At 44.7% G+C, this 25,787-nt stretch carries 25 protein-coding genes; 11 read left to right on the top strand and 14 right to left on the bottom strand.

Annotated elements, in window-relative coordinates:
* Positions 1 to 12: 12 nt before the first annotated feature.
* Positions 13 to 783: an HpcH/HpaI aldolase family protein gene (locus tag CXF83_RS00845; protein WP_101091999.1), complete on the bottom strand. Its 771-nt coding sequence runs from the start codon at positions 781 to 783 to the stop codon at positions 13 to 15.
* Between the two features lie 245 nt (positions 784 to 1,028).
* Between CXF83_RS00845 and CXF83_RS00840 the strand changes: the two genes are divergently transcribed.
* Positions 1,029 to 1,277, top strand: a complete 249-nt coding sequence (locus tag CXF83_RS00840; protein ID WP_145992383.1) for a hypothetical protein — start codon at positions 1,029 to 1,031, stop codon at positions 1,275 to 1,277.
* A 178-nt stretch (positions 1,278 to 1,455) separates the two neighbouring features.
* Here CXF83_RS00840 and CXF83_RS00835 read toward each other — a convergent pair whose 3' ends face one another.
* The 3 genes from CXF83_RS00835 to CXF83_RS00825 form a co-directional block, all read right to left on the bottom strand.
* Positions 1,456 to 1,809, bottom strand: a complete 354-nt coding sequence (locus CXF83_RS00835; protein WP_101091997.1) for a YkgJ family cysteine cluster protein — start codon at positions 1,807 to 1,809, stop codon at positions 1,456 to 1,458.
* Positions 1,810 to 1,950: 141 nt separating this feature from the next.
* Positions 1,951 to 2,988 carry an AraC family transcriptional regulator gene (locus tag CXF83_RS00830; protein ID WP_101091996.1) on the bottom strand — a complete coding sequence of 346 codons (1,038 nt, stop codon included), beginning with the start codon at positions 2,986 to 2,988 and terminating at the stop codon, positions 1,951 to 1,953.
* Positions 2,989 to 3,870, bottom strand: a complete 882-nt coding sequence (locus tag CXF83_RS00825) for a diguanylate cyclase domain-containing protein (RefSeq protein ID WP_101091995.1) — start codon at positions 3,868 to 3,870, stop codon at positions 2,989 to 2,991.
* Positions 3,871 to 4,270: 400 nt separating this feature from the next.
* Between CXF83_RS00825 and CXF83_RS00820 the strand changes: the two genes are divergently transcribed.
* From CXF83_RS00820 to CXF83_RS00800, 5 genes are all read left to right on the top strand, one after another.
* Entirely contained in the window at positions 4,271 to 7,009 is a 2,739-nt protein-coding gene (locus CXF83_RS00820) for a TonB-dependent receptor (protein ID WP_101091994.1), read from the top strand.
* A gap of 14 nt (positions 7,010 to 7,023) precedes the next feature.
* Positions 7,024 to 8,871 carry a phytase gene (locus CXF83_RS00815; RefSeq protein ID WP_101091993.1) on the top strand — a complete coding sequence of 616 codons (1,848 nt, stop codon included), beginning with the start codon at positions 7,024 to 7,026 and terminating at the stop codon, positions 8,869 to 8,871.
* Positions 8,872 to 9,120: 249 nt separating this feature from the next.
* Entirely contained in the window at positions 9,121 to 10,062 is a 942-nt protein-coding gene (locus CXF83_RS00810; protein WP_101091992.1) for an HlyD family secretion protein, read from the top strand.
* Positions 10,059 to 10,982, top strand: coding sequence for an ABC transporter ATP-binding protein (locus CXF83_RS00805; RefSeq protein WP_101091991.1), 924 nt, complete (start codon positions 10,059 to 10,061; stop codon positions 10,980 to 10,982). Before CXF83_RS00810 ends, CXF83_RS00805 begins: the two co-directional genes overlap by 4 nt.
* Entirely contained in the window at positions 10,979 to 12,124 is a 1,146-nt protein-coding gene (locus tag CXF83_RS00800) for an ABC transporter permease (RefSeq protein WP_101091990.1), read from the top strand. The genes CXF83_RS00805 and CXF83_RS00800 overlap by 4 nt, the downstream gene beginning before the upstream one ends.
* A gap of 184 nt (positions 12,125 to 12,308) precedes the next feature.
* Here CXF83_RS00800 and CXF83_RS22425 read toward each other — a convergent pair whose 3' ends face one another.
* The gene (locus CXF83_RS22425) at positions 12,309 to 12,455 is read right to left on the bottom strand and encodes a hypothetical protein (protein ID WP_157822927.1); all 147 of its coding nucleotides are present in this window, start codon (positions 12,453 to 12,455) and stop codon (positions 12,309 to 12,311) included.
* Between the two features lie 216 nt (positions 12,456 to 12,671).
* On the opposite strand from CXF83_RS22425, the gene CXF83_RS00795 reads away from it, so the two are divergent.
* Both CXF83_RS00795 and mog read left to right on the top strand, forming a co-directional pair.
* Entirely contained in the window at positions 12,672 to 13,154 is a 483-nt protein-coding gene (locus CXF83_RS00795; RefSeq protein ID WP_101091989.1) for an NlpC/P60 family protein, read from the top strand.
* Between the two features lie 158 nt (positions 13,155 to 13,312).
* Positions 13,313 to 13,846 (top strand): molybdopterin adenylyltransferase, encoded by a 534-nt coding sequence (gene mog, locus CXF83_RS00790; protein WP_101091988.1) that lies wholly within the window; start codon positions 13,313 to 13,315, stop codon positions 13,844 to 13,846.
* 130 nt (positions 13,847 to 13,976) lie between these two features.
* On the opposite strand, the gene CXF83_RS00785 is transcribed toward mog, so the two are convergent.
* The 4 genes from CXF83_RS00785 to CXF83_RS00770 all read right to left on the bottom strand — a co-directional run bounded on the left by CXF83_RS00785 (position 13,977) and on the right by CXF83_RS00770 (position 17,798).
* Complete coding sequence (locus CXF83_RS00785) at positions 13,977 to 14,228, bottom strand: superinfection immunity protein (RefSeq protein WP_101091987.1); 252 nt, start codon at positions 14,226 to 14,228, stop codon at positions 13,977 to 13,979.
* A 64-nt stretch (positions 14,229 to 14,292) separates the two neighbouring features.
* Positions 14,293 to 15,429 (bottom strand): ABC transporter permease, encoded by a 1,137-nt coding sequence (locus CXF83_RS00780; RefSeq protein WP_101091986.1) that lies wholly within the window; start codon positions 15,427 to 15,429, stop codon positions 14,293 to 14,295.
* A 52-nt stretch (positions 15,430 to 15,481) separates the two neighbouring features.
* Positions 15,482 to 16,216, bottom strand: a complete 735-nt coding sequence (locus CXF83_RS00775) for an ABC transporter ATP-binding protein (RefSeq protein ID WP_101091985.1) — start codon at positions 16,214 to 16,216, stop codon at positions 15,482 to 15,484.
* 10 nt (positions 16,217 to 16,226) lie between these two features.
* The gene (locus CXF83_RS00770) at positions 16,227 to 17,798 is read right to left on the bottom strand and encodes an alpha/beta hydrolase (protein ID WP_101092016.1); all 1,572 of its coding nucleotides are present in this window, start codon (positions 17,796 to 17,798) and stop codon (positions 16,227 to 16,229) included.
* 561 nt (positions 17,799 to 18,359) lie between these two features.
* On the opposite strand from CXF83_RS00770, the gene CXF83_RS00765 reads away from it, so the two are divergent.
* Positions 18,360 to 20,156: an AMP-dependent synthetase/ligase gene (locus tag CXF83_RS00765; RefSeq protein WP_101091984.1), complete on the top strand. Its 1,797-nt coding sequence runs from the start codon at positions 18,360 to 18,362 to the stop codon at positions 20,154 to 20,156.
* A gap of 212 nt (positions 20,157 to 20,368) precedes the next feature.
* Positions 20,369 to 20,773, top strand: coding sequence for an acyl-CoA thioesterase (locus CXF83_RS00760; RefSeq protein WP_101091983.1), 405 nt, complete (start codon positions 20,369 to 20,371; stop codon positions 20,771 to 20,773).
* 21 nt (positions 20,774 to 20,794) lie between these two features.
* On the opposite strand, the gene CXF83_RS00755 is transcribed toward CXF83_RS00760, so the two are convergent.
* The 5 genes from CXF83_RS00755 to CXF83_RS00735 form a co-directional block, all read right to left on the bottom strand.
* Positions 20,795 to 21,001 (bottom strand): GNAT family N-acetyltransferase, encoded by a 207-nt coding sequence (locus tag CXF83_RS00755; protein WP_232774996.1) that lies wholly within the window; start codon positions 20,999 to 21,001, stop codon positions 20,795 to 20,797.
* A gap of 61 nt (positions 21,002 to 21,062) precedes the next feature.
* A complete protein-coding gene (locus tag CXF83_RS00750) occupies positions 21,063 to 21,491 on the bottom strand; it encodes an acyl-CoA thioesterase (protein ID WP_101091981.1) in 429 nt (142 codons plus the stop codon).
* 162 nt (positions 21,492 to 21,653) lie between these two features.
* Positions 21,654 to 22,331, bottom strand: a complete 678-nt coding sequence (gene mtnC, locus CXF83_RS00745; RefSeq protein ID WP_101091980.1) for an acireductone synthase — start codon at positions 22,329 to 22,331, stop codon at positions 21,654 to 21,656.
* A 619-nt stretch (positions 22,332 to 22,950) separates the two neighbouring features.
* Positions 22,951 to 23,970 (bottom strand): murein transglycosylase domain-containing protein, encoded by a 1,020-nt coding sequence (locus CXF83_RS00740; protein ID WP_101091979.1) that lies wholly within the window; start codon positions 23,968 to 23,970, stop codon positions 22,951 to 22,953.
* Between the two features lie 101 nt (positions 23,971 to 24,071).
* Positions 24,072 to 24,851, bottom strand: a complete 780-nt coding sequence (locus CXF83_RS00735) for a helix-turn-helix domain-containing protein (RefSeq protein ID WP_101091978.1) — start codon at positions 24,849 to 24,851, stop codon at positions 24,072 to 24,074.
* Positions 24,852 to 24,951: 100 nt separating this feature from the next.
* Here CXF83_RS00735 and CXF83_RS00730 point away from each other — a divergent pair, with 100 nt between their 5' ends.
* Entirely contained in the window at positions 24,952 to 25,770 is an 819-nt protein-coding gene (locus CXF83_RS00730) for a sulfite exporter TauE/SafE family protein (RefSeq protein ID WP_101091977.1), read from the top strand.
* The last annotated feature ends 17 nt before the right edge of the window (positions 25,771 to 25,787 follow it).

Raw genomic sequence — 25,787 nt, 5'->3', positions numbered from 1 at the left:
TGTCCCTACGATTTATTTGGTATTTTTAAGTGCTTCGAGCTGTTGTTTAAAATGTTTAAAAATCATTCCCCGATCTTCGCCTAGCAAAAATGCCTGAGTGCCTTTTTGATGCCAGCTAACTTGCTGTTCAGGTGTTCTTGGAATTGCGCAGAAAGCGATATTATTGTCACGGCAAATTTGCGCCATTTTATGAATTTGTGCTTGAACGGCGGGGTGATTCACTTGAGTGCCATAGCCCAGCGATAGGCTCAGATCTAATGCGCTCTCCAGAATCATATCGACATGATCTAAAGCTACGATTTCAGGTAGTGATGCCATACCGGCTGCGTCTTCGATCATAAGGCAGACTAAGGTTTCATCGTTGGCCTGGTCGATATAGTTTTGTAACGCTAGCGTACCGAAACCCGTATTACGGCCACCCGTGATCCCACGTGTGCCAATGGGTGGGTATTTACTGGCTTTAATGGCATTTTTAGCCATCTCTAGGCTCGACACTCGTGATACCACAATGCCCGCTGCGCCAGCATCTAAGACTTTAGCGATAGTTAGTGGATCATCATCAGGAACTCTCACCAAAAGAGTCAGTCCAGAGCAGTCTGCTGCACGAATGCAATGTGCCAGTGTCTCATCCGAAATAAGTACGTGTTCGGTATCGATAACCGCAAAATCAAAACCCGCATAAGCAAACATTTCACAAATAACAGGAGAGGGGACTGAGTTTAAGATCCCATAGATAATATCTTGTTTCGCAAGCTTTGATTTCAGCGCATTGGAGAATGGCATTGTACTCCCCCTTAAACACAAATGAGGACGCTAATTGTTCTCATTTGGCGGTGGGGGTCAAGTTATTTGTTTATATGAACTAGGTTTTTGATTTTTTATTATGATTCTTTACATTTTATATCTATGTAAATCAGTATTTTGCATGGTTATTTGTCTGGGTGTAAGTTATTTCCATCAAAACATTAAACTGTAGTGATAATTATTTACACTTGTTGTTTTAAGTGTTTCTATGTCGCGGTTATTGATTGAGCTATTTATTAGGAAAGGAAGGGATCGCTGAAACGCGGCTAACAATGGGCGGTAAGCCAAGCCCTTTTGGTATTGATGCCTGCGAGCTTGATACGGCTATTGCCATGATTAGAGATATACCCACACTAGCGGGTAAGCCGCAGGTGGATCTGATGGGCTTTCACTTTCATCTTATGTCTCATCAACTTGATGTTGAACGTTATCTTTCGTTAATGAAGTTGTGCTTTTCGATTGGTTTATCTTAGTGGGTGAGCCATCATTGAGGGGGATGGTATTTGGTCTAGTCTGGTGTCGACTATGCTTTAATCCCCGTTATTGCCCAGCTAAGTGACTTTAGCGCTACACTCTGTGATATATATCGGTGAGTTAGAGCGCTAATGCAGCGAATATTGAAAGGAGGAGTATAATAACGGGCGCGATCACTTACACCAATACTTGGCGTGTATTCGCAATGTAGTGATGGACCTGAGCCTCTGTTTCAGTATCAAGCATCTCTTCTGGTTTACGACCATTCGGGCAGGGCATATTCGATGTTGTGCCAAACACTCTGCAGATCAACGGTCGTTGCTTGTAAACTTTGCAACCTTTAGGGCCCAAATGTACGCAGTTCCACTCTTCTAATGCGGCGTCATGTTCAGCATCTGTTTTCACTGGCAGACACGACATCTCTTCCGAAGACGTCGTTACCGGTCCACAACAATCGTGACAACCTGGCACACATTCGAACGTTGGAATGCGCTCACGCAGACGGGTGACAATCTCTAGATTATTATTCATTCATGCCTAACTGTTGTGCATTTCTCCCTTATTATAGTCGTATACCTAAGTCACTAAAAGGTTAAGTTTGCAGCGCGTCATAGCGCCCCTCTAATAAGTGCTGCATCAAGTCTTAATGGTTTAGGTGAGTTTCGCTATTTGTTAGGGCTGGCTAACTTGGCTTAGCCAATACTTGAACTGGCTGGGGAGTTGCCCTGTCCAGCGTTTAAATGAACGTCTAAAGTTATTGCCGTCGGCAAATTGTAGTTGCTTGGCAACGGTTAAATTATTCTCACCAGAAATTGCGAGTAGGAAGATAGCTTGTTGCATATTGGCCTGATCTTGCAGTTGTTGAAAACGAATGTCATACGCTTTGAGTCGGCGCTTTAACGTGGCTGGGCTGAGGCTTAATTGTTCCGCTATCTGTGGCAGTGTGTATGATCGAGTTTTTCGCCTTATGAGCAATAAACGGATGGCTGCGGGAAGTCCTATTCGATAATGGGCTGCTTGCTTCTGCTGTTTAACTTGTTGGCGGGCGAGTTTAAGCCCTTGTGAGTTTGCCAGTTCGAATGGATGTTGGTGTATGTCTGGGTCGTAGCTAATCACGCAGATAGGTTGATTAAATGACAAGTCTTCACCCAAATATTTGTAGTATTGATCTAATAACTTAGGCGCTGTATAAGGCAGTGAAAAGTGGCCTTGCCATGTGTTATGGCTCAGCTTTTTATAGGTTGATACTAAACTTGAAAGCGTCAATTCAATAAAAAAACGCTGTTGCCGCTGAGCACCAATATCCAATTGCAGTAGCAGGTGTTGTAAGTTTTCAGTGCGCCAATGCCACCCTTGCAGCCATGGTTGACTAGCCCAATGATATTGATGCCAAAAGTTCTGCATTTGCGCTAGGCCATCGCAGCAAAAAAGCCCATTGGTGAGTGAACCGCTTTGCACCGGTAACCATTGCTGCCCGAGTAAAAATGCCAAGTCATCGCCTGGCCATAGGGCGAGTGCATTGTCGATTAAGCTCATGAGTTGCAAGGGGCTAATCTTGTGGTCGATGAGTTGTAAATCTTGCCTGAAAATACCTGTTCCTTTGAGTAAGCGGTTTACATCGAGCTGTCGATATTCAAATATCGCCACGATACTGGTGATCAGCAGTTGGCTATCAATACATTTATCTTGAGCGTAGGCAATGGACTGCATCTAGACCGCCTTAGGCCAAGATCTTGCTTGTTTGACGCGTTCCATCTCTCTATTTATCTGACTGATCAAGTTCTCTGCATCGGCAGCGGCTGACTCTGTGTGTGGATCATAGTGAACATAGGCACTACTGGCTTGGCAACCAAACCGAGCGATTGCTAGTTGCAGCTCTGCTGCCATCGCTTGTGAGAAGGATGCTGAACAGTGAGGTAGTAAAATAATGAAACGGTCGCCAGCAAATCGGCAGACGAGGTCTTGGGAGCGCAGTTGGCAAGTGAGCATTTGGGCAATATTGGCGAGTAACTTATCACCTTGGTGGAAGCCGTCGCGTTGATTAATCTCAGAAAAATTGTCGATATCAATCATGATCAAGCTTATTGCGTTATTGCGGTTGAGTACTATTTGGTGACGTATTGCGCGAGCATCATAGATCTTAGTCACCCTATCTACGAGTTTGTGCTGACGAAAAAACTGCTCTCGAGTGCGTAGCTGCTCATTAATGGTGATCTGTTCTTCGCGCCACAGCCATAAGCCACCCGTTAGTGTAAGCAAGCCGATAGGGGTTGGTAGCTTTTCAAGAAAGGCGAACCAAAAGGGCAGACTGTGGTTAATAAAAAACTCATCGAGCAGATCCATATAACAGCCCAAGCTATAACCTAGTAAACCGAAGATTAGCAGTTGAGTGACTTTGCCTCCCGGACGAGCTTGCAACACTAGTGCAAGCCAACTTAACCCAAGCAGCAGCAAAGCACCCTCTGTCGCGACATCAAGCCAATCAATACTACCGCTAACTTTGGTATCGGCCTGTAACAGACAGAGGCTGAGCAATATGCCGCTAAGCAAGAGGATGCCTAGAGTAAACTTTGAGGTAACAAATTTATGCATGCTGTGTATGTTCGTGAGCTGAGTATTGCGTTTAACGTACTGCTATTTCATGACGACTTTATGATCCTTTTAGTCGTCAAATTGGCTCAATGGATGTTCAGCACTGGGGGAACTTTTTTAATATGGCGACTACTCGTAGGCAACTGTAGATGTACTAGTTTGAATGTATTTCATTTAGATACAGCGGTTTAAGTACAATGTTCTTGTTTTATTACTTGCCTCCTACTCGAGGTTCGCGACTGTAATTAGCAGTCAAATAAGCTCAGTTGCCGGTAAAGTCGTTCAAAAATCCTCCTTTTTGCCCTATTCAAATATCGACGTCACGCAATTGTCATCAGTCTATTTTAGATTTGCCTGCAAATAACCCATATAACGCAAACTAAAATAGGAATTTAACCACATGAAGCAGCTCGGTTCGCTATCACCGCTCTACCTTGCACTTTTTGCCGCCAGCTTAGCTTTTCCATCAACCTCATGGGCTGGAAAAGTCGAAGGTGCGATTACAGATGAAGCGACAAAAATGCCACTGGAGGGAGCGCTCATCAGTATTGAAGAGCTAAACCTCAAGCAGGAGTCGAGTCGTGATGGTCGCTTTTTTTTCCAAGAGGTACCCAAGGGACAATACACTTTAGTCGTGGAGTATTTGGGAGGAACCACTTACCGGTCGCAGATCCAAGTGGGTGAAGTTAGCCTGATCAATAAGCAAATTGAGCTGAAAGGTCAGGGAGTAGAGCATATTCAAGTTGTTGGCCAACGAGGTGCATTGAGTAAGTCTTTAAACCGCCAGCGAGCGGCTGACAACTTAGTCAGCGTATTGAGTGCGGATGCGCTGGGTAACTTTCCCGACACCAATATTAGCGAGGCTTTACAGCGAGTTCCTGGCGTCTCTATTGAGCGCGATCAGGGTGAAGGCCGCTTTGTTCGCATCCGCGGAATGGCACCAGATTATAATGCGGTATCGATGAATGGCACGCGCTTACCATCACCAGACAGTGACCGCCGCGCGGTGGCGCTGGATGTGGTGCCATCTGACTTGTTGCAATCTGTTGAGGTAACTAAAACCCTAACGCCTGATATGGACGCCGACTCTCTCGGTGGTGCCATTGAAGTGAAAAGCCTATCGGCTTTTGACCGTGACGATACCTACTTTAATGTGAGTGCTGAAGGCAGTTTTGATGAGATGACCGAAAGTGTTAATCCTAAACTTGCGGGCAGTTATAGCGACATTTTTCAAGAAAACCTCGGCGTTGCCATTGCTGCGAGTTGGTATAACCGCGACTTTGGCTCTGATAATGTTGAAACCGGTGGCAACTGGAGCTTTGATGACCCGGCAGTGTTAGAAGAGGTTGAGCAGCGAGATTATCAAATCAATCGCGAGCGAGTTGGGCTTGGCGCTAACCTTGATTTCAGACCCAATGATGACAATGACCTGTTTTTACGCACGTTGTATAGTGGCTTTGTCGATACCGAAACCCGTAATGCTAACGAGATAAAATGGGATGATGGCACCTTACCGGACAGTCCTAATACTGCAGAAGCGACCCGTTCGTTGAAATCACGAGAAGAAGATCAGTCGATCATTTCAATCGTGCTTGGGGGTGAGTCTAGGTTCGACACATGGACACTTAACTACCAGACGAGTTGGAGCCGAGCACAAGCGGATAAGCCACGTTATATAGGGGGGGCTGACTTTGAAGGCGAATTCGATGATGTTGCTTACCAAGATCCCACAGTTCCAATAATCTCAGCATCTGAAGGATTCTACAGCGCTGATGAGTACCAGTTAGATAAAGTCGAAATAGCAGAATCCAACACCGTCGATACCATCACATCAACTAAGTTTGATTTAAGTAAAACATGGCGGGTGGCAGAAAGGCCGGTAGCGCTAAAGTTTGGTGCAAAGTACAGTGCTCGCGCTAAAGAAAACCGTGAAGATATTTGGATCTATGAGGATTTCGACGAGCAAGGTATTAGCGATGAACAGTTGGCTATGAGTCAGTTTTCAGCTGCAGAACCTAATTATAATCTCGGTCGATTTGGGCCCTCTATTGCTGCTGATCCCATTTGGGATTTGGTTAATAGCATGAATGATACCGTTGCAAAAGATGAGATTGAATCGCGGATTAATGACTTTAATATCGACGAAGATATTACCGCTGCTTACCTTATGGGCCATATTGATATCGATAGTCTCCGCCTACTAGCGGGTGTGCGCTTTGAACACACAGCTGTGCAGTCGCAAGGCTCTGGCTTTGATGAAAGTAAAGATGATTTCTTTGCCAATAACACCGACCGTGATTATCAGCATTGGCTACCTGGCTTCCACCTTAACTATAAGTGGAGTGATAAAACGGTAGTGCGTGCATCATGGACTAACACGATTGTACGTCCTACATTTGGTCAATTGGCACCCGGTTACTTAATTGAGCAAGATGACGATGAGTTAGAAGCGAGCTTTGGTAACCCGGATCTAGAAGCATTAGAAGCCATTAACTGGGATTTCAGTATTGAGTACTACATGGGCGGCCTCGGGGTTATCTCTGCTGGTGGCTTTTACAAAGATATTACCAATTTTATCTATGAAGCAGATTTAGCTGGCTATGGTAAATACCAAAATTTTGATAAAGCAGAGACCTTTGTTAATGGTGACGAAGCGGATATTTTAGGGCTAGAGCTGGCTTATGTGCAGGAGTTTGGGTTTATGCCTGAAGGCTGGCGCGGCCTTATCTTTACCAGCAATCTAACCTTGAGTGATTCAACTGCGCATATCAGTTGGCAAGATGATGGTGAACAGGGACGCGACATTCCATTACCGAGTCAGTCAGAACTTACCGCAAACGCGTCTTTTGGATATGAAAATCCCTATGTGAGTGTGCGCCTTTCTGCAGCCTATAAGTCTGAATATTTGGTTGAGGTCACAGAGTTGGATGATGCCGATTTTGATATCTACCAAGATGCACATACCCAGTGGGATTTTGTTGCCAAAAGCTTTATCACAGAAGAGATCACTGTCTATTTTAAAGCGATAAACATTACCGATGAACCTTTCTATGCCTATACCCGAGAGAGCCGTTATAACGCCCAATACGAAGAGTATGGCCGTACATTCCAGCTAGGTATCCAGTTCATCAACTTTTAAGGTTAGAGGTTCACATGATTAACACCAAAAACATAATAACGACAGTAGCAGCCACTCTTTTTAGTTGTCAGCTCGGAACCGCGATGGCCAATCCCGTAGCGCAGCAAGTCAGAACGGCTTTACAGGGACCTATCGCGGCAAGTGAGATGGCGATGTGGGATCAGCGAGCACTATTTGCCAGTGAGCGCCTAGGGTTAGTAATTGAAGATAAGCAGCTATTAAAAGTCATTGTACCGGGTCAGTTTGAATATTTGGCAGTGCATAAAGATATCGCACTCACTTACGACACTGAGATAGATCAAGTGCAAGGGATTAATTTGAGCCTAAGCAATACTCAACGTTTGTCACTGCTGCCAAAACGCTCATTTCAAGTCGAGTGGCTATGCTTGCAACCACGCCAAGCGGATAAGAATCTTTATGCGTGGTTAGGGGATGATGCAGGGCATGCGGAGCAGTGGTTACTGTCGTCTGATGGACAATGGCAACCACAATTAGTACGTAGTTTATCGGTATCAATGGGCGCGTTGAAATGCGCCGTCGATGATAATGAGCAGTTATATGTACTCGATAATCATCAAGGTTTATGGCGTTATCCTGCAGCGCCGTATGTGGCGGCAGAATCTGCGCTTGCTATCTCTATGCCCGATAACGACTTATCTGGTTTAGTCATTAACGCGGGCCAGATCATGATGATGGATGAAAGCGGGCACATTTTTGATGCTAAGGGCGATAAAGTCGCAGCGCCTTTCAAAGGGCTGCAAACACTCGAAAGTCTGTACGTGACTGATAAGCAGCTTTGGGCTTATTCGGACGACGACGCTCAGTTCTATCAAGCGCCATGGCAACCACCGACCAAAGTCGTGCTGGCCTCAAACGAGCTGATAAAAGAGATCCCAACGGCAGTAGAAAGTGATATTTCTGATAGAGCGGGCGATACCATGGACGACCCCGCGATATGGATTCACCCAACCACACCAGAAAAAAGCCGTGTACTGGGGACTAATAAACGTTGGGGGTTGTTGAGCTTTTCTATGCAAGGTGAGCAACAGCAGGCCATTGGTGCGGGGCGGGTCAACAATATCGACATTAGGCAAAGGGTGTTATTGGGCGGCGAGTACCGCGATATCGCCGTTGCCAGCAATCGTGATCGCAATAGCTTGAGTATCTTTAATGTCGATGAGTATGGTGTGCTTACGCAGCTACCGGAACAAGCGACCACGCTGAGCGATATTTATGGCCTGTGTTTGTATCAACCCAGTGAAGATGAGCTATATGTTTTTGCCAATGAGAAGTCAGGGTTAGTCAGTCAAATCGAACTAAAATGGCAAGATAATCATCTTAAAGCGACGCAAGTACGGCAGTTCAGTGTCCCCAGCCAACCGGAGGGTTGTGTCGCCGATGATGCTAACAAACAGTTATTCCTCGGTGAAGAAAATGCGGGTATATGGGCCTTTAATCTTGATGATAAGTCAGCAAACTTAAGCGGCAAGATGATCATTAAAGTGGGCGGGCCGCTGGTGGCCGATATCGAGGGAATATCACTTTATCAAGCTGACAGTGAAACGGGCTATTTAGTGGTATCTAGCCAAGGCAATGATAGCTATTTGCTGTACAACAGCACCGCACCTTATGCCTATGTTGATCGCTTTCGAATTGGCATTAATGCAAGTAAGGGTTATGACGGCAGCGCCGAAACTGATGGACTCGATGTGACCTCAAGTGCGGTTGGGAGTGGGGTTTGGTCACAAGGCATGATGGTGGTGCAAGATGGCCGTAATCGAATGCCGGACCAGAATCAAAATTTTAAGTGGGTGCCTTGGAGTGAGATTAGCCAAACATTGCAGTTAGGAGCTAAGGACTAAGCAAGTCCAATGATTAGCTAGCATCGCTTCATCCATAACGTCAAAACGGAAATACTGCATTGAAGATTGATTCAGTATTTTTTTTAATTTTCATGTTCTCTGTATTTAAAAGCCTTAATCTCGGCTAACGATACGGTACAAACTTGATGAGTATATTCGACTTTTACTTGCAGATTAGTGCTTTGAAGCATACGTTAATACCTTGATAATTTGAGCTTTAGCAAGTGCAATGCAATAAGGACGGTTAATGTGCGCATACTCATTTTTATATTCGTATTCTTTACTCTCACAGCTTGTGATAGCGGCGCAAAACATGTCGCATTGGGGAGCTTAGAGCGAGAACGGATCGCCCATACCGCGACCATTAATGAAGTTGTTGTCAGCCTTCCTGTCGCACAAGGGAGTATGGTTAGCAAAGGTGAAGTGCTAGTTCAATTAGATGATACCTTTCAACAATCACAGGTGTTAAAGGCGCTAGCTGATGTTGATCAAGCGGTTGCTAACTACGATAAATTACGAAAAGGCGCCCGTGAAGAGGAGATAGCCGCTGCCAGCGCGAATGTTGCAGGCGCAAAGGCTACGCTACTCGAAAGTGAAGCCAATTACCGCCGTATGCAGACCATGGTAAAAAACAACTTAGCCAGCAAGGCAAATCTTGACCGCGCCCTTGCGAGTCGCGATTCTGGTATCGCTAATCTAGAAAATACCCAAGAGCAATTACGAGAATTAACCTCCGGCACCAGAGAAGAAGACATTCGGTTTGCCAAGGCTAACCTCGACGCCGCCAAAGCGGTGTTAGCAGGAGAGAAAAAGCAGTTAGCAGATTTAACGATTCGCGCGACACGAGACGGCATTTTAGATAATTTACCGTGGAATTTGGGTGAGCGTGTGACGCAAGGTAGCCCCCTCGCCATATTACTTGCGGGCAAAGCACCTTTTGCCAGGGTTTATATACCTGAGCCTTACCGGGTGAAAGTGAAGATTAACGATAATATGCTGGTGCATGTTGATGGAGTCGATAAGCCTATCATGGGGCACGTTCGCTGGATCTCAAATGAACCGGCATTTACGCCCTATTACGCGCTAAACCAAGAGGAACGAGCGAGGCTAATGTACCTTGCTGAGGTACAGCTACCCGATAGTGCCGCCTCTTTACCCAGCGGAGTGCCAGCACAAGTGGAGCTGCCATGAGTGACACTGTGATTCGGGCAACGCAGTTATGTCGTCACTTTGGTAGCTTAAAGGCAATTCAAAACCTTAATTTTGAGGTTGAAAGAGGGCAGATATATGGCTTTTTAGGCCCGAATGGATGTGGGAAAACTACTGCAATTCGCATGCTGACGGGACTCTTGTTACCCACTTCTGGAGAGGTTGAGGTACTCGGGCTAACACTGCCTAGAGATGCTGAAAAGTTGCGTTTGAAAATGGGTTATATGACGCAAAAATTCTCTTTGTACGATGATTTAACCGTAAAAGAGAATCTGCAATTCATTGCCAAAATATATGGTTTATCCCGCCATGAGCAGCGTTCTCGAATTAATGAGTTGCTAAGTACCTATGGGCTCGACCAACGCGCGGGTCAGTTAGCAGGCAGCATGAGCGGTGGCCAGAAGCAGCGCTTAGGGCTTGCAGCTGCAACCATACATAAACCTGAATTACTATTTCTAGATGAGCCAACATCAGCCGTTGACCCTGAAAATCGACGAGACTTCTGGGAAAAGCTATTCGATTTAAGTGATCAAGGCACCAGTATTATTGTCTCGACCCATTATATGGATGAAGCGGAACGATGCCACAAATTGGCAATATTGGAAACGGGGATAAAGCGTGCTGACGGCTCTCCTGATGAACTTATGCGTGACATGGGGGCACATGTCGTTGAGGTTGAATCCAATAACTTGCGTCAACTTAAACAGCAACTTACCGCGTTACCAGAGGTGATCACCGCTGCGCAATTAGGTTCACGTTTACGGGTATTGGTGAGCGACCGTTGCATTGATCCTATCGCATTTTTGGCACAGCATGAATCACTGGATAAACAGCAGTTACATATCGTGAGGCCAAGCCTGGAAGATGTGTTTGTTACCTGTACTGGTAAGGGGAGACAATGAAAGCACTGTATCGGATCCAAGCCATTGTCAGTAAAGAGTTAATCCAGCTAAAGCGCGATAGAATGACCTTTGGTATGGTGATAATGATCCCGCTTATTCAATTAATGCTATTTGGTTTTGCTATCAATACCAATATTCGAGATATACCCGTTGGTGTCATCGATCAAAGCCAAACAGCATTGAGTCGAGTGTTGGTACAGACTGTGCGGGCGACTCAAGTGGTGAAGTTTACCCAACATTTCTACGATATTGAATCTGCTAATGCCGCCATCGCTAGGGGAGAAGTGAGAGCCGTGTTAGTGATCCCCAAAGATGTGGATCAGCGGTTGGTACGCCATCAGGCTGTTGGCTTAGGGAGTCCACCCTCGACTGATGAGGAGACAAGTCGCCCTGTTGCACAATGGATTGTAGATGGCTCAGATACGATGATCGCAGCGGCAATTAAAGGGTTACGCAATATGCCGTTAACTGAATTGTTGCGCTTGCCGAGTAATCGTTCAACGCCGACGTTTGAGGTGGCGCTGTTTTATAACCCAGAGCAGCGCACCGTGGTTAATATTGTTCCGGGTTTGGTCGGCGTAATCCTAACCATGACCATGATCATGTTTACCTCTGCGGCAATCGTGCGCGAACGAGAACGGGGCAACTTAGAGATGCTCATTACCACTCCCATTCGTTCAATGGAGTTAATGCTAGGCAAAATCATCCCTTATATGTTTATCGGAATACTGCAAGTTACGATTATTTTAGGGATAGGTTACAGCCTGTTCAATGTGCCTATCAATGGTAGCTTAGCGCAGCTTTTTGGCGCTACACTCTTGTTTATTATGGCAAGTTTAACATTGGGGTTAGTCATTTCTACGATAGCAAAGAACCAGCTTCAATCAATGCAGATGACCATATTTGTATTATTACCTTCTATTTTGTTATCTGGCTTTATGTTCCCTTACGAAGGCATGCCAATTGAGGCGCAGTATATTGCTGAGGCATTACCAGCAACGCATTTTATGCGCTTAGTACGTGGGGTAATATTACGAGATGTGGACATTATTGACATGTCTTATGATGTGAGTTGGTTAGCTATCTTTACGGTTATAGGGCTAATTATCGCTTCACTTCGATTTAAAAAGAATCTGGAGTAGTTTCATTACTCGTTAATATATATTGATGAGTATGACATAAACATTAAGTGTTTTTTTCCATCTAGGTATGCGGATAATATTTTAAGGATGACTTAATCTATGAGGGGTATGCTGCAGCGTAATTGTTTAAATAAGCAGCTATGTTAATACCGCTTCAATCGTTAATAATTGAAGCGGTATAGGATTAATTATAACCAAGGATATAACTCGGTGTTTCATCCTCCAGTTCTTCAGTGTATGACTGACTTTCCAGCAGTGTTGACTCCTCATTAGCTGTTTTTGACTGTTCAAATTCACCCTGTTTATATTTATTAATGACATATTTTTCCATTACAACTTCCTTTAATTTAACTAGCGCTCCCTTTATATATAGTTTAAATATTTGGCATTGAAAGCTTACTTGCTAATTAATTTAAGATTTACTAATTTAAAATACTCATACTGGGTAAGCTTACCGTTCTGCCGACGGTATATTTAGACTGAAATAACCTAGAAATGCAGCAATGAGCAGGTTGAAGTAGAACGGGTATATACCCTATGGATTTATATGAAAGTTCTTTTTGTTTTAGTCTTTATTTTATTATTAAATGCCTGTTCCAGCGCACCTAGTCGCGACATAAGCAGCACAAACAATTCAAAAGTAACGGTAACGTTAGATAATGCTACCGCAGTAAAAATCCAATTAATGCAATTGTATAGCGAATGGAAAGGCACGCCTTATCGTTTCGGTGGTATGAGTAAACGTGGCATTGATTGCTCTGGGTTTGTGGCGCTAGGATTTCAAGATAAATTTGGCATAACCTTGCCCCGAACCACTGATGAACAAAGGGGCATCGGCCAAAGTGTGAGTAAAAGTCAGCTTAGAGAGGGCGATTTAGTTTTTTTTAAAACGGGCTGGAGCACTCGCCATGTAGGTATCTACATTGGTAACCATCAGTTCTTACATGCTTCGACGAGCCAAGGTGTGATGATCTCTAGTTTGAACAATAGCTATTGGAAGCAAAAGTATTGGTTAGCAAGAAGACTCTAGGCTTGGTATTTTTTTAGTTGGTTTACCGCATATATTGGATATTTATCAAATCTAGCTAGTTAACTTTATGCTACTTTATACGGCATCAACAGTTTTGACATTCGATGGCTGTTAGCCGCGAGTGATCTCGGAATAGATTAAAGTGAAAGGATAAAACAATGAGCAAAGCAAAAATTGGTATTGTTACGGTAAGTGACCGTGCTAGCGCTGGTGTCTACGAAGATCTTTCTGGTAAGGCGATTATTGAAGTGCTAAACGAATACCTTACATCAGATTGGGAGCCTGTTTATAAGGTGATCCCAGACGAAACTGATGTGATTGAAGCCACGCTAATTGATATGGCAGATGTGCAGAACTGCAGTTTGATTGTCACCACTGGCGGCACGGGTCCAGCAAAGCGCGACGTGACGCCTGAAGCGACAGAAGCAGTATGTGATCGCATGATGCCTGGCTTTGGTGAGTTGATGCGTGCCGAATCTTTAAAGTTCGTTGCTACGGCCATTTTGTCTCGTCAAACTGCGGGCCTTCGTGGTGACTCATTGATTGTTAACTTGCCAGGCAAGCCAAAATCAATTCGTGAGTGTTTGGATGCAGTATTCCCTGCTATTCCATACTGTATTGATCTGATGGATGGTCCGTTTTTAGAGTGTGACGAAGCGGTTATTAAGCCTTTTAGACCTAAAGCAAAGTAGTACCTACTCGCTTTATTGAATGCAAAGGCCCGAGTATGACTCGGGCTTTTTTGTGTCTGGAACACTTATGCAAAACCCATGGATGGGTAGTTTTGGTATTTGTTTTTAAAATCTGCTGCTTCAACACTTTTTATACTTGTTTTTTGTCACGCTTAGCATACTTATCGACGGCTTTACCGGTCGTTGCCCACACCATCACGCCACCCCATGCAATCATTGAAAACCCAGCAGGAATACAAGCGATTAAGATGAGCTTGAAATGCTTACGGTTAAAAATTAGCGCCAACATAGCGGGTAGAAACCACAGCACTAATACCACGACCGCTAGCATGGCCATAAAAAAGTAATTGTCACTGGCTAAAATATTATCTATAAATTCCATTTTATCTCTCCTGATAATGAGCCTCTTAAATGATGATGTTTAAGAGGCATCCTTTTATCTGAGGCTACAAACCAAAGACAATCTTTTCGCTTTTAAGTGATTTTTGCATACCAAATGCTAATAGTGCTGAGATGGCGAGGGTGATCAATGATGAAATCGCTAACTGCATTCCCGGTAATTCACGACCTTTAATGAACTCAATTAACGCTTGCAGTTGGCCCGATACTGGTAGCCATTGTAGGGTGTCTGGCGCGATATCATAGCTGGCTGCCATCGCGAGCATCATAGGTAACATCAATACAATGGTGAGGTACGACTGAGCTTCTTTAAAGCTCTTAGCCATAAACGACACAAACAGCTGTAAGCAGGCTGCCATTATTGCCACCGGTAAACCGACGAGCATCATCATACCGATAAAGCTGCTATTAACGCTGACGCTAAACCCAAGCTCTTGCCAAGGCACAAAGCTGTAGGCAAATTTAGACACGATTAAGGTTAATAGCAGACCAATCATTCCAAATAGGGTGACGGTGATGATTTTAGAGATCACAATTTGCCCGGTGGACACCGGATGACTCAGCAGTAGCGCGAGCGAATTACGTTCGCGCTCGCCGGCACTGGTATCAATAGCGAGATTCATTCCTGAGATAAACACGGCGTAGATCATCGTCATAGTGGCTAAGCCTAAAATCATGCCTGCTTTTGAATCTGGGGTGGCTTGGTCTTCCACATTGAGCTTGATAGGTTGCATGACTCTTGGGTCGATGCCGCGGGCAATCAAACGTAAGCTACCCATTTCAGAACTGTACTGCTGTAGGCTCTTTTCAAGACGGCGAATCGACTTTTGCAGTTTTTCATTTGAGGCGTCGGCAATCAAGGTGACGTCGGCGCTGATCCCTTTGGCCATATTGCTAGCGTAATCATCGCTAATCACCAGCAAAATATCCTTATTTTTGTCTGCATCTCCTTGGGTAATACCTTTGCTTGAAAGGTATTTAATCAGATCCGGTGCACCTTGAGGATTGTTAATCTTGATATTCAGATCTTCAGGGCTGGTGAGTTGTCCTATCAACATAAAAAACATACCGCACATCAACAGTGGCGCACCGACGGCGTAGTAGAGCCCGGCCATCACTGAGCGTTTATCGCGAGCGGCATCAATAAGTTCTTTGCGAACCATGGTGATTATTTTATTACTCATTTCCACATCCCTTTGTTACCGTCTTTTGTAGAGGCATTGAGTGTCAAATCCATCATGCAGCAATCCCTTCATCGGTACCGATAAGCTGAATAAAGGCATCCTCGAGTGAGCTTTTGCCCGTTTGTTGGCAGAGTGCATCTGGGCTGCCAACCGCAACCACTCTACCTTCGGCCATCACAATCACTTGATCGCAAAGCGCGGCAACCTCTTGCATTACATGGCTCGAAAACAGTACACAGTGACCTTGGTTTTTAAGATCGCGCAATATGTCACGTAATACCCGTGTGCTCATAACATCGAGGCCACGCGTCGGTTCATCGAGCACGATATTGGTTGGCTGGTGGACAATGGCTTGCGCCAGCGCGGTTTTCATTCTCTGGCCTTGGGAAAAGCCCTTACATTGTCTGTCGGCAATATCGGCTAGGTGTAGCTTTTCAATTACACTGCTGGTGGCGAGTTTTGCATCACTGCGTGAGAGGCCATTGAGCTCGGCGAAGTAACTGATGTATTCACGTGGCGTTAAACGTTCGTAAAGCCCAAAAGGGTCGGGAAATAGTCCTAATTGTTGCTTTGCAGCAACCGGGGATTTTGCAATGTTAATCCCGTCTATTTCAGCAAAACCGTTATCGGGCTTAAGTAAACCAAATACGGTACGTAAACAGGTTGTTTTGCCTGCGCCATTAGGGCCTAGCAGTCCGGTAATTTGACCATCGAGTGCTGAAAAACTTAAATTATCCAGCGCCTGCACATCTCCGATGCGTTTTGATAAATTTGTTACTTGTATCATGAGTGCTTCCTTACTGATTCAGGGCTGTTTCTGCTTGTTTGGTGTCTGTATCGCTGGGTATGGCTTCAACGGTACTGGCATTGAGGTAGAAATTACGGCTAATATCTTTGTTTAAGCATTCACCATCAATATCCGCTACAGCCCCCTTTTCTACCAGCTCGGCAATCAGGTTGTTACCACAAGACTGGTAAGCAACACCGTGAGTGGCATAAGGCGCAACAAAGTGTTTGGCATTGGTGAGTTTTTCCATCGCCATCTCGCCCCAACTGGGTGGGGTGGCTGGATCGAGTTTGCCAGATAAAATCAGCGTTGGAATATCACTGGCAATGGCTTGGCTAAAGCTGCTATCAACCGTAGGCATATTCCACACAGCACACGATTTCTCAAATGTTTTTAGCATCTCTCGGCCGAAGTAATGCTGAGAAATGTTGGCGCGTAGCTGGGGTGTTAAGCGTTGCCAGTCTTCGGCACAGACTACAGATGCGTGCATTCCCATAGCGATCCCCGCGCCGTCCATCGACATGGCATAAAGTCCGGTAATGGGTTGAAAATTACCTTGCGACGCTTGGTGAATAGCATGGGGGATCAGTGCGCGAACACTCGGCGAGTACAGTGCCATACGCAGCGCACCGTTGAATTTACTGCGGGTCATTGTGAGTTGAGTGGCTTCACCCGTTCTTGGATCGGCAATCATGCTGATTTTTGGTGCTTGTGCCAGTTCAGAGTCCATTTTATCGAGTTCAGCTGCCAGCTGAGGAAACTGGTTGTGGCACAGGGTGTTATTGCTACAATCTTGAATTAACAGATCAAAAGCACGGGCGATAGCATCGCCAATGGCTAATACGCTTTGCTGCATTGGTACCACACCATCTAAGGTGACGGTGGCTATATGTTCAGGGTAGTGACGCATATACAGCTGCGCCATGCGTGTGCCGTAGGATACGCCGTACAAGTGCAATTTTTGGTAGCCTAGGTGTTGCCTTACAGCTTCAAAGTCTCTAAGTGCTGATAAACTATCGTATTGGGTGACATCGGCATCAAGTTCATCTAAACACTTTTGAGATTCTTCACGGGCATCAAAGTCACTTTCGTTAATGGCAAGCGGGCTTGCAAAACCATCACCAACACATTGCAGCGGGTTTGATTGGCCAGTACCACGCTGGTCGATCAAAATGACATCGTGGGTTTGACGTACCTTAGTCAACATCTGGTCGAAGCCTTTAGCATTCTCAATCGCCGATTGACCTGGGCCGCCCGCAATGGCCAGTAGTGCTTCACTTTTACCGCTGCTCTTAATCGCTGGCATGACGACGTAGTACACCTGAATGTGCTTACCTTCAGGTTGGTCATGATCCTCAGGCACACTGATTGAACCACAGTTCATTTGTTCTGACAGGCCATCAACATAGCAACTGTTATCTGTGGTATTTACCGCCTTGGGTGCACTGAGTGTCAGTGGCTGTGCGTGCACTGTAGGCAACAGTATTGCAGCCCAAATAACCACCGCTAGAGCGACTTTTTTACGGCGCGTGAGAGTGGGACACACTCTTGCTCGTAGTGGTGAATACATTCCGTGATGCATGATGCTGATTCCTTTTTGCAATTTAGCGGATCGATACCCGCTCGACTTCAAGATGCTTGATTTCAGAGGAAATTGAAAGTGGTTTAAGCGAGGCTTAGAGCGCAGTGCAATAGCGGGTCTATTGCCAAGGTCTTTAACGTAGTTTAAATCACTTTTAAGCCCACTCAACGGGAGCGCCTGAGCGGATCCACTTGTTTATAAGGGAACAACCATTATTACCACAATGCGCCTTGAATTGACTGGTGATTGGCTATTTTTACTGAGGTAATGATACGTTATTGCCTCACTAAAAGTGGGTGGTTCTTTTTGAAATGGAAAAGGAATGACTGGTGCAGACTTTTTGTACAGTCGCATACACATTTGTTATTTGATTGTTTCTGTTTTTGATTGAGCGGCTTAGCTAAAAATAAATCTTGTTAATAGACCGCTGTTCATCACCTTAAGCAGGCTTTTTTTGTGTTTGACTTAACATAAATAGAGCAAAAGCTCTTAGTTTTTCGGAGAACTTCGAGTAAACTGAGTATAAAGCGGAACACTTGTAAGCTAAAAGGTAGTTATTTTATGTCACTCGAATCATTTCACGTTATACGTCTCATACAGCAACAGAGTCATGCGCTTGGCGATGCGATAGCACTCGAAGGATTTGAAATGGCGGCGCCTTGGCACCAAGTTAGCTGGGGCGACTTTGATGTTATCACCTCTAAAATAGCACGGGTGTTAATCCAATTTGGTATTCAGTCACAAGACCGCGCAGTGATCCTTTCGCAAAATTGTCCGCAGTGGACATGTGCTGATTTAGGATTATTAAAGGCTAAAGCGGTAGTTGTGCCTATCTACCCGACCAGTACTTTGGAACAAGCTGCTTACATCATTAACGATGCACAAGCTAAGCTTATTTTTGCTGGTGACGCAGAGCAATATGCCATGGCATGTGACTTAATTACGCAGTGTGATTCGGTGTCACGTATTGTGGTATTTGATAAAAGCGTGCCACTGACCGATCTACATAACCACTTCTATTTAGATGATCTCCTGCAAGGTGAAGTTGATAACGCGGCTGATGCTGAACTTGATAAGCGGCTCGCTGATACCAATCTTGATGATTTGCTAACGCTTATCTATACCTCGGGCACCACGGGTGAACCTAAAGGGGTGATGCTAGATCACCGTAATATAGCGTCGACAGTACGTCAGCACGATAACAAAATGAATTTTGAAACGGGTGATACTTCACTGGCATTTTTACCGCTAAGCCATGTGTTTGAACGTGGCTGGACCTTTTACGTGCTTTCTCGCGGTGGCCACAATGTTTATTTGCAGAATCCAATGGCGGCAAAAGAGGCTATTACTGCAGTGCGTCCGCATACTTTGTGTGTGGTGCCGCGCTTCCTTGAGAAAGTGTATAGCGCCGTACAAGATAAAGTCAGTAAAGCCCCTAACACACGACAGAAGATGTTTGCTTGGGCAATGTCGGTGGGAGAGCGCCAATTTGAAGTTGGCCAAGGTCGTGCTAAAGGCTCTTTTGCATTGAGTTTACAGTGGCGCTTAGCCAACAAGCTGGTTTATAGCAAGTTGCAGCAAGTGCTGGGCGGGCGTCTGAAATTTATGCCTGTTGGTGGTGCCGCCCTAGATACTAAGGTCGCCAGCTTTTTCCACAGTATCAACGTGCCTGTGTTATGTGGTTATGGCATGACGGAAACCACCGCGACGGTAACCTGTAATACTCTAAGTAATCGTGTCACGGGTTCTAATGGTCAGGTATTGCCAGAGACCGAAATTAAGCTGGGTAAAGATAACGAAATTCTAGTGCGCAGCGATACCGTGATGCGCGGTTACTATAATCGCCCACAGGAAACGGCTGATACCTTTGAAGATGGCTGGCTTAAAACGGGCGATGCTGGCCATATTGATGCGCAAGGTAACCTGTTTATTACCGACCGCATTAAAGAGCTAATGAAAACCTCTAACGGTAAGTACATTGCACCGCAGCGAGTCGAAGGTAAAGTGGGATGCTGCCCGTTCATCGAGCAAGTTGCGATTGTTGCTGATGCGCGTAACTATGTGACCGCCTTGATTGTACCTGCTTTTGAGTCACTTGAAGTGTGGGCAAAAGAGAAGGGATTACATTACGAGTCGCCACTGGAGCTGCTACGCCACTCACATGTGGTGGAACATTTTGAAGAGCGGCTAAAGACTCTGCAGACAGAACTCGCAGGGTTTGAGAAGATTAAAAAATTCACCTTACTGCCTGATGCTTTTTCAATGGAAGCGGGGTTAATCACGCCCACCATGAAGTTACGCCGTAAGATGATTTACCAGAAATACTCAACAGAAATTAACGCGATGTACGGCCGTTAAGCTGGCATTGGCGCTCATTTACTAACGAAAAAGGATGCTAAGGCATCCTTTTTTGTATCTGTTTAATCCGTTATTAACGGGCTACGGGACAAGTGTTTACCCTTGTTGCTGCATTGGTACCGATATAAAAATACTGGTTTTACCGTATTGGCAGTTTTATCGGTAGAATGGCAGCTGTTGCCTATTAATAATAAATATAAGGAAGGGATAGAGTGGAACAAAGCGAGTTTAGCCTCACCATACAGCCACGCTTTTGCGAAACGGATGCCTTAGGCCATATCAACAACACGGTGTTCCCAGTGTGGTTTGAAGCGGCACGTGAGCCGATATTCAAGATATTCAATCCTACTCAAGACTTGTCGAAGTGGAACCTGATCATTGCGGGTTTTACGGTGAATTTTAATGCTCCGACCTACTTCGCTAGCGATGTTACAGTGAAAACCTGGGTGAACCGCATTGGCAATAGCAGTTTTGAGTTAACGCAAAGCTGCTGGCAAAACGGTAACAAAACAGTCGAAGCGAAAACATCGGTAGTACATTACGATTATACAGCAGAAAAAAGCGTGGCTTTAAGTGATAGTCTCCGTGAGCAATTAGCTAAGCTAACCGGCGGCTAAACTTATGCTATTTGAGCTGCTCTATGTTGAGGTTAAAAACTTCTGTACATACCAGCAGCTCGCTTCAACCTGTAAACCTTGTGATTTGGCCCAGCTAAGGCCATGGCGCACTAATTTTTCCGCTAGACCTTTGCCTCGTAGTTCATTTGGCACAAAGGTACTGCTGAAGTTGCACCGTCCAGAGCCGGATATTACGTTAGGGTCGTTAACCACTTCATAGCACTGCACAGTTTGAGTATTATTGACGTTGACAACAAATCGATTTTCATCAACGACTACAATAGCAGCGTTATGCTTGTTGGTAGGTCTTTAGTGCATCAAGCAGTTGTGGTGTAAGCGTGGCCTTTTGGCCCGTTTTAAAATTAAACATGACGACTTGAGATGCACCAATGGTGGTGACGGCTTGCTGGCCCTGGCTAAAAACATGATAGTGCATCATGAATCGGTCATCTTTAATATCGCTTATGCTAACGCCGACAATCAAGGTATCTGGAAAGGTCACTGGACGCTTATAGCGTGCTTGGTTTTCGCTGATGACTGGGCCGATAGAGGTTTTTTGTAGATCTTCGAGCAAGTTTATTTGGTTAAAAAAATCGATTCTTGCGGTCTCGAAGTAACGAAAGTAAACCACATTGTTGACGTGTTGCAAGGCATCCATTTCGCCCCAAGCGACGTTAATTGCGGTATTGATTGGGTATTGCTGGAGAAACTTATCCATAATGATCTCTTTTCGTTAGCCTAGCTTGATTGTTATTCAAACACTTGTTTGATTAATAGTCAGCATAACAGCATGCCTCAGTGACAACAAGGACTAGAAAAGCGAATTTTAGCCACAAAAAAAGGCATTCAATGAATGCCTTTTCGAGTCATCGATACCGTGTTAGATATCAAGCTCTGCAAAGCTGCTAACCTGCTTAAAGTCACCGGTGCGCTGGCTATCGTCACGTACCATTTGTGCTACGTTCAAGCCTGCTTCACTGGCGGCTTTTAACTCTTCTAGCACGTCAGAAACAAATAGGATCTGCTTCGGGCTAAGGCTGATAGTGTTAAGGATATTGCAATAAGCCTGTTTAAAGCGTTTGTTGCCGGTGCGGGTATCGAAATGACCATTGAATTTATCGGTTAAGTCGCCTGCATCGCTATTACCAAACAGCAGTTTTTGCGCATCAACAGAACCTGATGAGAAGCTATAAACGCGTAAGCCTTTTTGCTTGTAGCCATCAAGTGCTTCGATAAAGTCTGGAAAGATATGACCTTTAAATTCACCGTTAGCGTAACCTTGTTTCCAGATAAGGCCTTGAATAGTTTTTAGTGGCGTCGCTTTGCGATCTTCGCTAATCCACTGCAACAAAATTTCAGTCACACGAGCAAGATCTGCATCCGGCTCAAGCGCAATGTCTTGCACATCACAAATGCAGTTCTCAACTAACACATTATGTTGGTTTTCTTCAAGAAAAGCGGGTAAGGCCTTAGCTGAATAAGGAAAAAGGATATCCTCAATAAAGTTAAGATCGGTAGTTGTACCGGCTGTATCTACGACAATGGCTCTGATACCCATGATGTTTGGTTACTCCGCAATGTGCTATTAACTGTAGTTGAGCTTTGTTTATTGTTCAGATCCTAAGCTGAAATGGTCTGCTTGGCTAGTTTATTCGGGCCTCTTGTTGTAGTTAATTTTCAGTTTTATGTACAGTTTTATTAAATGGTGGTGTATCTGTGACGTTACTACAAAGTGGCAATTCGTCACTTTGCCTGAAGTTATCGGCAACATAGTGATGCATGGTTATGTAAGTGATTGCTTTTAATGTTCTTTAGCTATTTGGTGTTCAATTGAGGTGATGGGAGCTTTAATGCCCACGCTTAAATACTGACTAGGAGTGTTTGATCAAAAAATGTCATGTTTTAGTTTCCAACGCCTAAGGATAGAGATGGCGTGAAGACTGTAAATGATGCGACTTTGCCCGTCTCCTCGTTATGGGGCTCATTGTTCAGCAATAGGTAAAAATGTTCGGTTTCTACTGAGTCGCCAATTTTCTTGAGCGGTATGCATGACGGGGTGAGTCATAGAGGAACTATACAATACTCAACTGTTGAATTTTAGGGATCTAGCGATTAAGGTTCAAGCCATAGCGCCGCAGAATAACGACCATCATTTTTAATGGAATATTAATCATGCTCTAAAGGTATTTTTTCTGTTTACTACTGACTTTCTTTAAGTAGTTACGGGTTTCTTGGCGGTTATGTCGATGGGTTAAGAACCAATAAAATTCACTGACCGTCATCTTGTTAATCCGTGCCAGCGCTTTAGTACGATTGCCTCGTGAATCTAAACTCTTCCAGAGATTACCCGCACCACCGTTATAGCTAGATATTACCGCATATTCGCGCTTCTTAGGATGGTGAATACCTGATAGGTAGCGACTTGATAATATCTTTAAATAAGCGGTACCGACTTCAATATTTTTTTCAGGATCGTATAAGTAAGCTGAAGAAGGGGTGTGCTTATAGCCCTTCACTAAGGAGAAGTAATCGCGGCCAGCAGTATTGGCTTTGATTTGCATTAATCCTAATGCGTTGGAACGCGATCTTGCTAATGGGTTAAACGCGCTTTCAGTTTCAATAATGGCCATTATCAGGTCAGTATTGATACCATGTTTTTGGCCTGAGTTACGGGCAAAGTTAATGTATTTACCGCTGGCAATTTTGCTGTGATTTTTAACCATGTAGATAGCGACGCGAAAGCGCGAGTTAACTTTTTGGCTGTTATTGACTAAGTAATCAGCGTAACGCGAGGCACGCCACTCGAACTCAATCGGTTTACTCTCTTGGTCTCTTATCTGCCCCCAAAAAAACGGCTTCTTTTTATTGCTGATTAAGCCAAAGTCTTGCGCGGTTTGTGCATCAATCACTTTAGGGTCTATTTGGGTCAATAACACCTGCACCACAGCTTGTTTAAGCTGCGCTTTACTACGAGTCTCAACCAGAATTAAGCCGCGTTTAAAGTCGACATAGGTTGAGGCCTGTTCACTTTCATTGAATACTAATACTGATGGCAGCACTGGCCGCGAGTTTACATCTTGCCCTTGGTATTCTCGTAATAATGCAGCGACATCGGTATCATATTTTGTTAGATCCAGCGTATTCGCATGGGCACAATAGAAGGGGATTAACAGTAGTAGGAATAGATATTTAGGCATTTATCAGCGTGTTATAGTTTCAGTGATTAGATTATACATGGGGAATGGCGAATGAGCGCAACCTAGTCATTTTTTAGTAGCCTTATTATCAATCTCAGTCTTTATAACGATGACCTAGTGATAATGTTACTGGGCGTTATGCCTGTATTTTTTTTGAACATACAAATAAAAGCGGATGGGCTTTCGTAACCCAGTTGAAAAGCAATTTCGGTGACCGATTTTCCTCGGTAAAGTAGATGTATCGCTGCCTGAACTTTTAATCTTTGGCGCCAAGACGTATAACTTATTCCGGTTTCCTTCTTGAAGTTGCGAGAAAGCGTTCGAGCCGAAGCGCCAACCAGCTTGCCCCATTCCTCTAAGCTCTTAATATCATCAGGTGTCTCATTGAGCTGCTGTGCAATATACAGCAGCTTTACCGAAGTGGGAGACGGTAAGCTGGTTTCAACGGCGGGAGCAAGGGTCATGAAGTCACGGATCAATCTTAAATGTCTGCCAGCAGGGCTTTGCCATTCGTAATTCGCAGGTATGTTGAGCGCTTCAATAATGAGCATTTTTAGTAAGGGTGAAATACTGATTACTTGAGAAAAATTTGGTAGTTTTGGGGTTTGTTGTTGCTCAAAATAACCGCTGCTAAGTTCGCAATCGGTTAACACCAACACTTCATGATCGACATGGGAAGGGAGCCAGACAGCTTGTTCTGCAGGGCAAATGTATTTTGCTGTGGCTGTTGTTACAAGGATCACTCCGCGATGGGCGTATAAGAGCTGCCCCCAATTATGTTGATGCAACTCAATGGCAGCGCCTTTTTTGAGGCTCCTTTTGACTAAAACAATCGGTCTAGCCATTGGTTTAAAGGATTCATCTGATGGGCTGAGTTTCATATTGTCCTTTAGTCGATATATGTCGTCCTATATTCGATAATAGGACGTTGCTGTATCAATGTAACATCTCCTGTCATCTTATTGTGGAAGGGGGTTATATATGACTTGGATCGATCTATTGCTGTTGTCTGTTTTAGGGGGAAGTGTTGGTATTATTGCAGGCTTACTTGGCGTTGGGGGAGGAGGCATTTTAGTTCCCGTTTTGGCGAGTCTGTTTCTATCCAGAGGTGTGCAACCAGATGTGGCTGTACATCTGTCCTTAGGGACTGCGATGGCTTCTATTATTGCAACGACCTTTTCAAGTGCACGCGCGCACCATCAAAAACAAAATGTTGACTGGAAAGTCGTTAAGAATATGGTGCCGTTTATTTTATTAGGCAGCGTGTTGGCGGCATTACTGATATCAGTTCTGAATACGCTACTACTTTCATTATTCTTTACTGCATTTATGGGTTATCTATCACTGAGTATGTTGTTAAATCGACAGCCACCAAAAGCGATAGAGCAGCAAGGAGGGCTTAGCAATCTAATATCGGTTGTCATTGGCGCCGTGTCGACGTTAACCGCGATAGGAGGGGGCTCGTTAATTGTTCCCTATTTGGTGAAGCAAGGCATTAATATCAGAAAGGCCGTCGCTAGTTCAGCAGCCATTGGGGTATCAATCGCTATTGTTGGCACTAGTGGTTATGTCATTAATGGGATGACATCTTACGGGGGGACCTCTACAGCATTACCTTGGGCGTTAGGATTCATCCATCTCCCCTCGGTGGTCATTATATCGATAGGCGGTTTTTTAGCCGCTCCTTTGGGGGTGAAACTATCGGGTAGGATCCCTCAACAGCTGCTCAAGAAGCTATTCGGTCTACTGTTGTTTGTGATCAGCTTAAAGATGCTATTCAACATATTGGCAGTAGTCTAAAGGGAACTCTTCAAAAA

The organism is Shewanella sp. Choline-02u-19 (genome assembly GCF_002836205.1).
Taxonomy (GTDB): domain Bacteria; phylum Pseudomonadota; class Gammaproteobacteria; order Enterobacterales; family Shewanellaceae; genus Shewanella.
The sequence above is the reverse complement of the archived record's forward strand: the minus strand, read 5'-3'. Positions and strand labels throughout refer to the sequence as shown.

Bases quoted from the DNA above. Each gene is read 5' to 3' on its own strand.
- CXF83_RS00785 (WP_101091987.1), bottom strand. From the start codon at position 14,228: ATGGAATTTATAGATAATATTTTAGCCAGTGACAATTACTTTTTTATG.
- CXF83_RS00800 (WP_101091990.1), top strand. From the start codon at position 10,979: ATGAAAGCACTGTATCGGATCCAAGCCATTGTCAGTAAAGAGTTAATC.
- CXF83_RS00775 (WP_101091985.1), bottom strand. From the start codon at position 16,216: ATGATACAAGTAACAAATTTATCAAAACGCATCGGAGATGTGCAGGCG.
- CXF83_RS22425 (WP_157822927.1), bottom strand. From the start codon at position 12,455: ATGGAAAAATATGTCATTAATAAATATAAACAGGGTGAATTTGAACAG.
- CXF83_RS00825 (WP_101091995.1), bottom strand. From the start codon at position 3,870: ATGCATAAATTTGTTACCTCAAAGTTTACTCTAGGCATCCTCTTGCTT.
- CXF83_RS00835 (WP_101091997.1), bottom strand. From the start codon at position 1,809: ATGAATAATAATCTAGAGATTGTCACCCGTCTGCGTGAGCGCATTCCA.
- CXF83_RS00845 (WP_101091999.1), bottom strand. From the start codon at position 783: ATGCCATTCTCCAATGCGCTGAAATCAAAGCTTGCGAAACAAGATATT.
- CXF83_RS00805 (WP_101091991.1), top strand. From the start codon at position 10,059: ATGAGTGACACTGTGATTCGGGCAACGCAGTTATGTCGTCACTTTGGT.
- CXF83_RS00795 (WP_101091989.1), top strand. From the start codon at position 12,672: ATGAAAGTTCTTTTTGTTTTAGTCTTTATTTTATTATTAAATGCCTGT.
- CXF83_RS00780 (WP_101091986.1), bottom strand. From the start codon at position 15,429: ATGAGTAATAAAATAATCACCATGGTTCGCAAAGAACTTATTGATGCC.
- CXF83_RS00765 (WP_101091984.1), top strand. From the start codon at position 18,360: ATGTCACTCGAATCATTTCACGTTATACGTCTCATACAGCAACAGAGT.
- CXF83_RS00770 (WP_101092016.1), bottom strand. From the start codon at position 17,798: ATGCATCACGGAATGTATTCACCACTACGAGCAAGAGTGTGTCCCACT.
- mtnC (WP_101091980.1), bottom strand. From the start codon at position 22,331: ATGGGTATCAGAGCCATTGTCGTAGATACAGCCGGTACAACTACCGAT.
- CXF83_RS00830 (WP_101091996.1), bottom strand. From the start codon at position 2,988: ATGCAGTCCATTGCCTACGCTCAAGATAAATGTATTGATAGCCAACTG.
- CXF83_RS00750 (WP_101091981.1), bottom strand. From the start codon at position 21,491: ATGGATAAGTTTCTCCAGCAATACCCAATCAATACCGCAATTAACGTC.
- mog (WP_101091988.1), top strand. From the start codon at position 13,313: ATGAGCAAAGCAAAAATTGGTATTGTTACGGTAAGTGACCGTGCTAGC.
- CXF83_RS00815 (WP_101091993.1), top strand. From the start codon at position 7,024: ATGATTAACACCAAAAACATAATAACGACAGTAGCAGCCACTCTTTTT.
- CXF83_RS00735 (WP_101091978.1), bottom strand. From the start codon at position 24,851: ATGAAACTCAGCCCATCAGATGAATCCTTTAAACCAATGGCTAGACCG.
- CXF83_RS00820 (WP_101091994.1), top strand. From the start codon at position 4,271: ATGAAGCAGCTCGGTTCGCTATCACCGCTCTACCTTGCACTTTTTGCC.
- CXF83_RS00730 (WP_101091977.1), top strand. From the start codon at position 24,952: ATGACTTGGATCGATCTATTGCTGTTGTCTGTTTTAGGGGGAAGTGTT.
- CXF83_RS00740 (WP_101091979.1), bottom strand. From the start codon at position 23,970: ATGCCTAAATATCTATTCCTACTACTGTTAATCCCCTTCTATTGTGCC.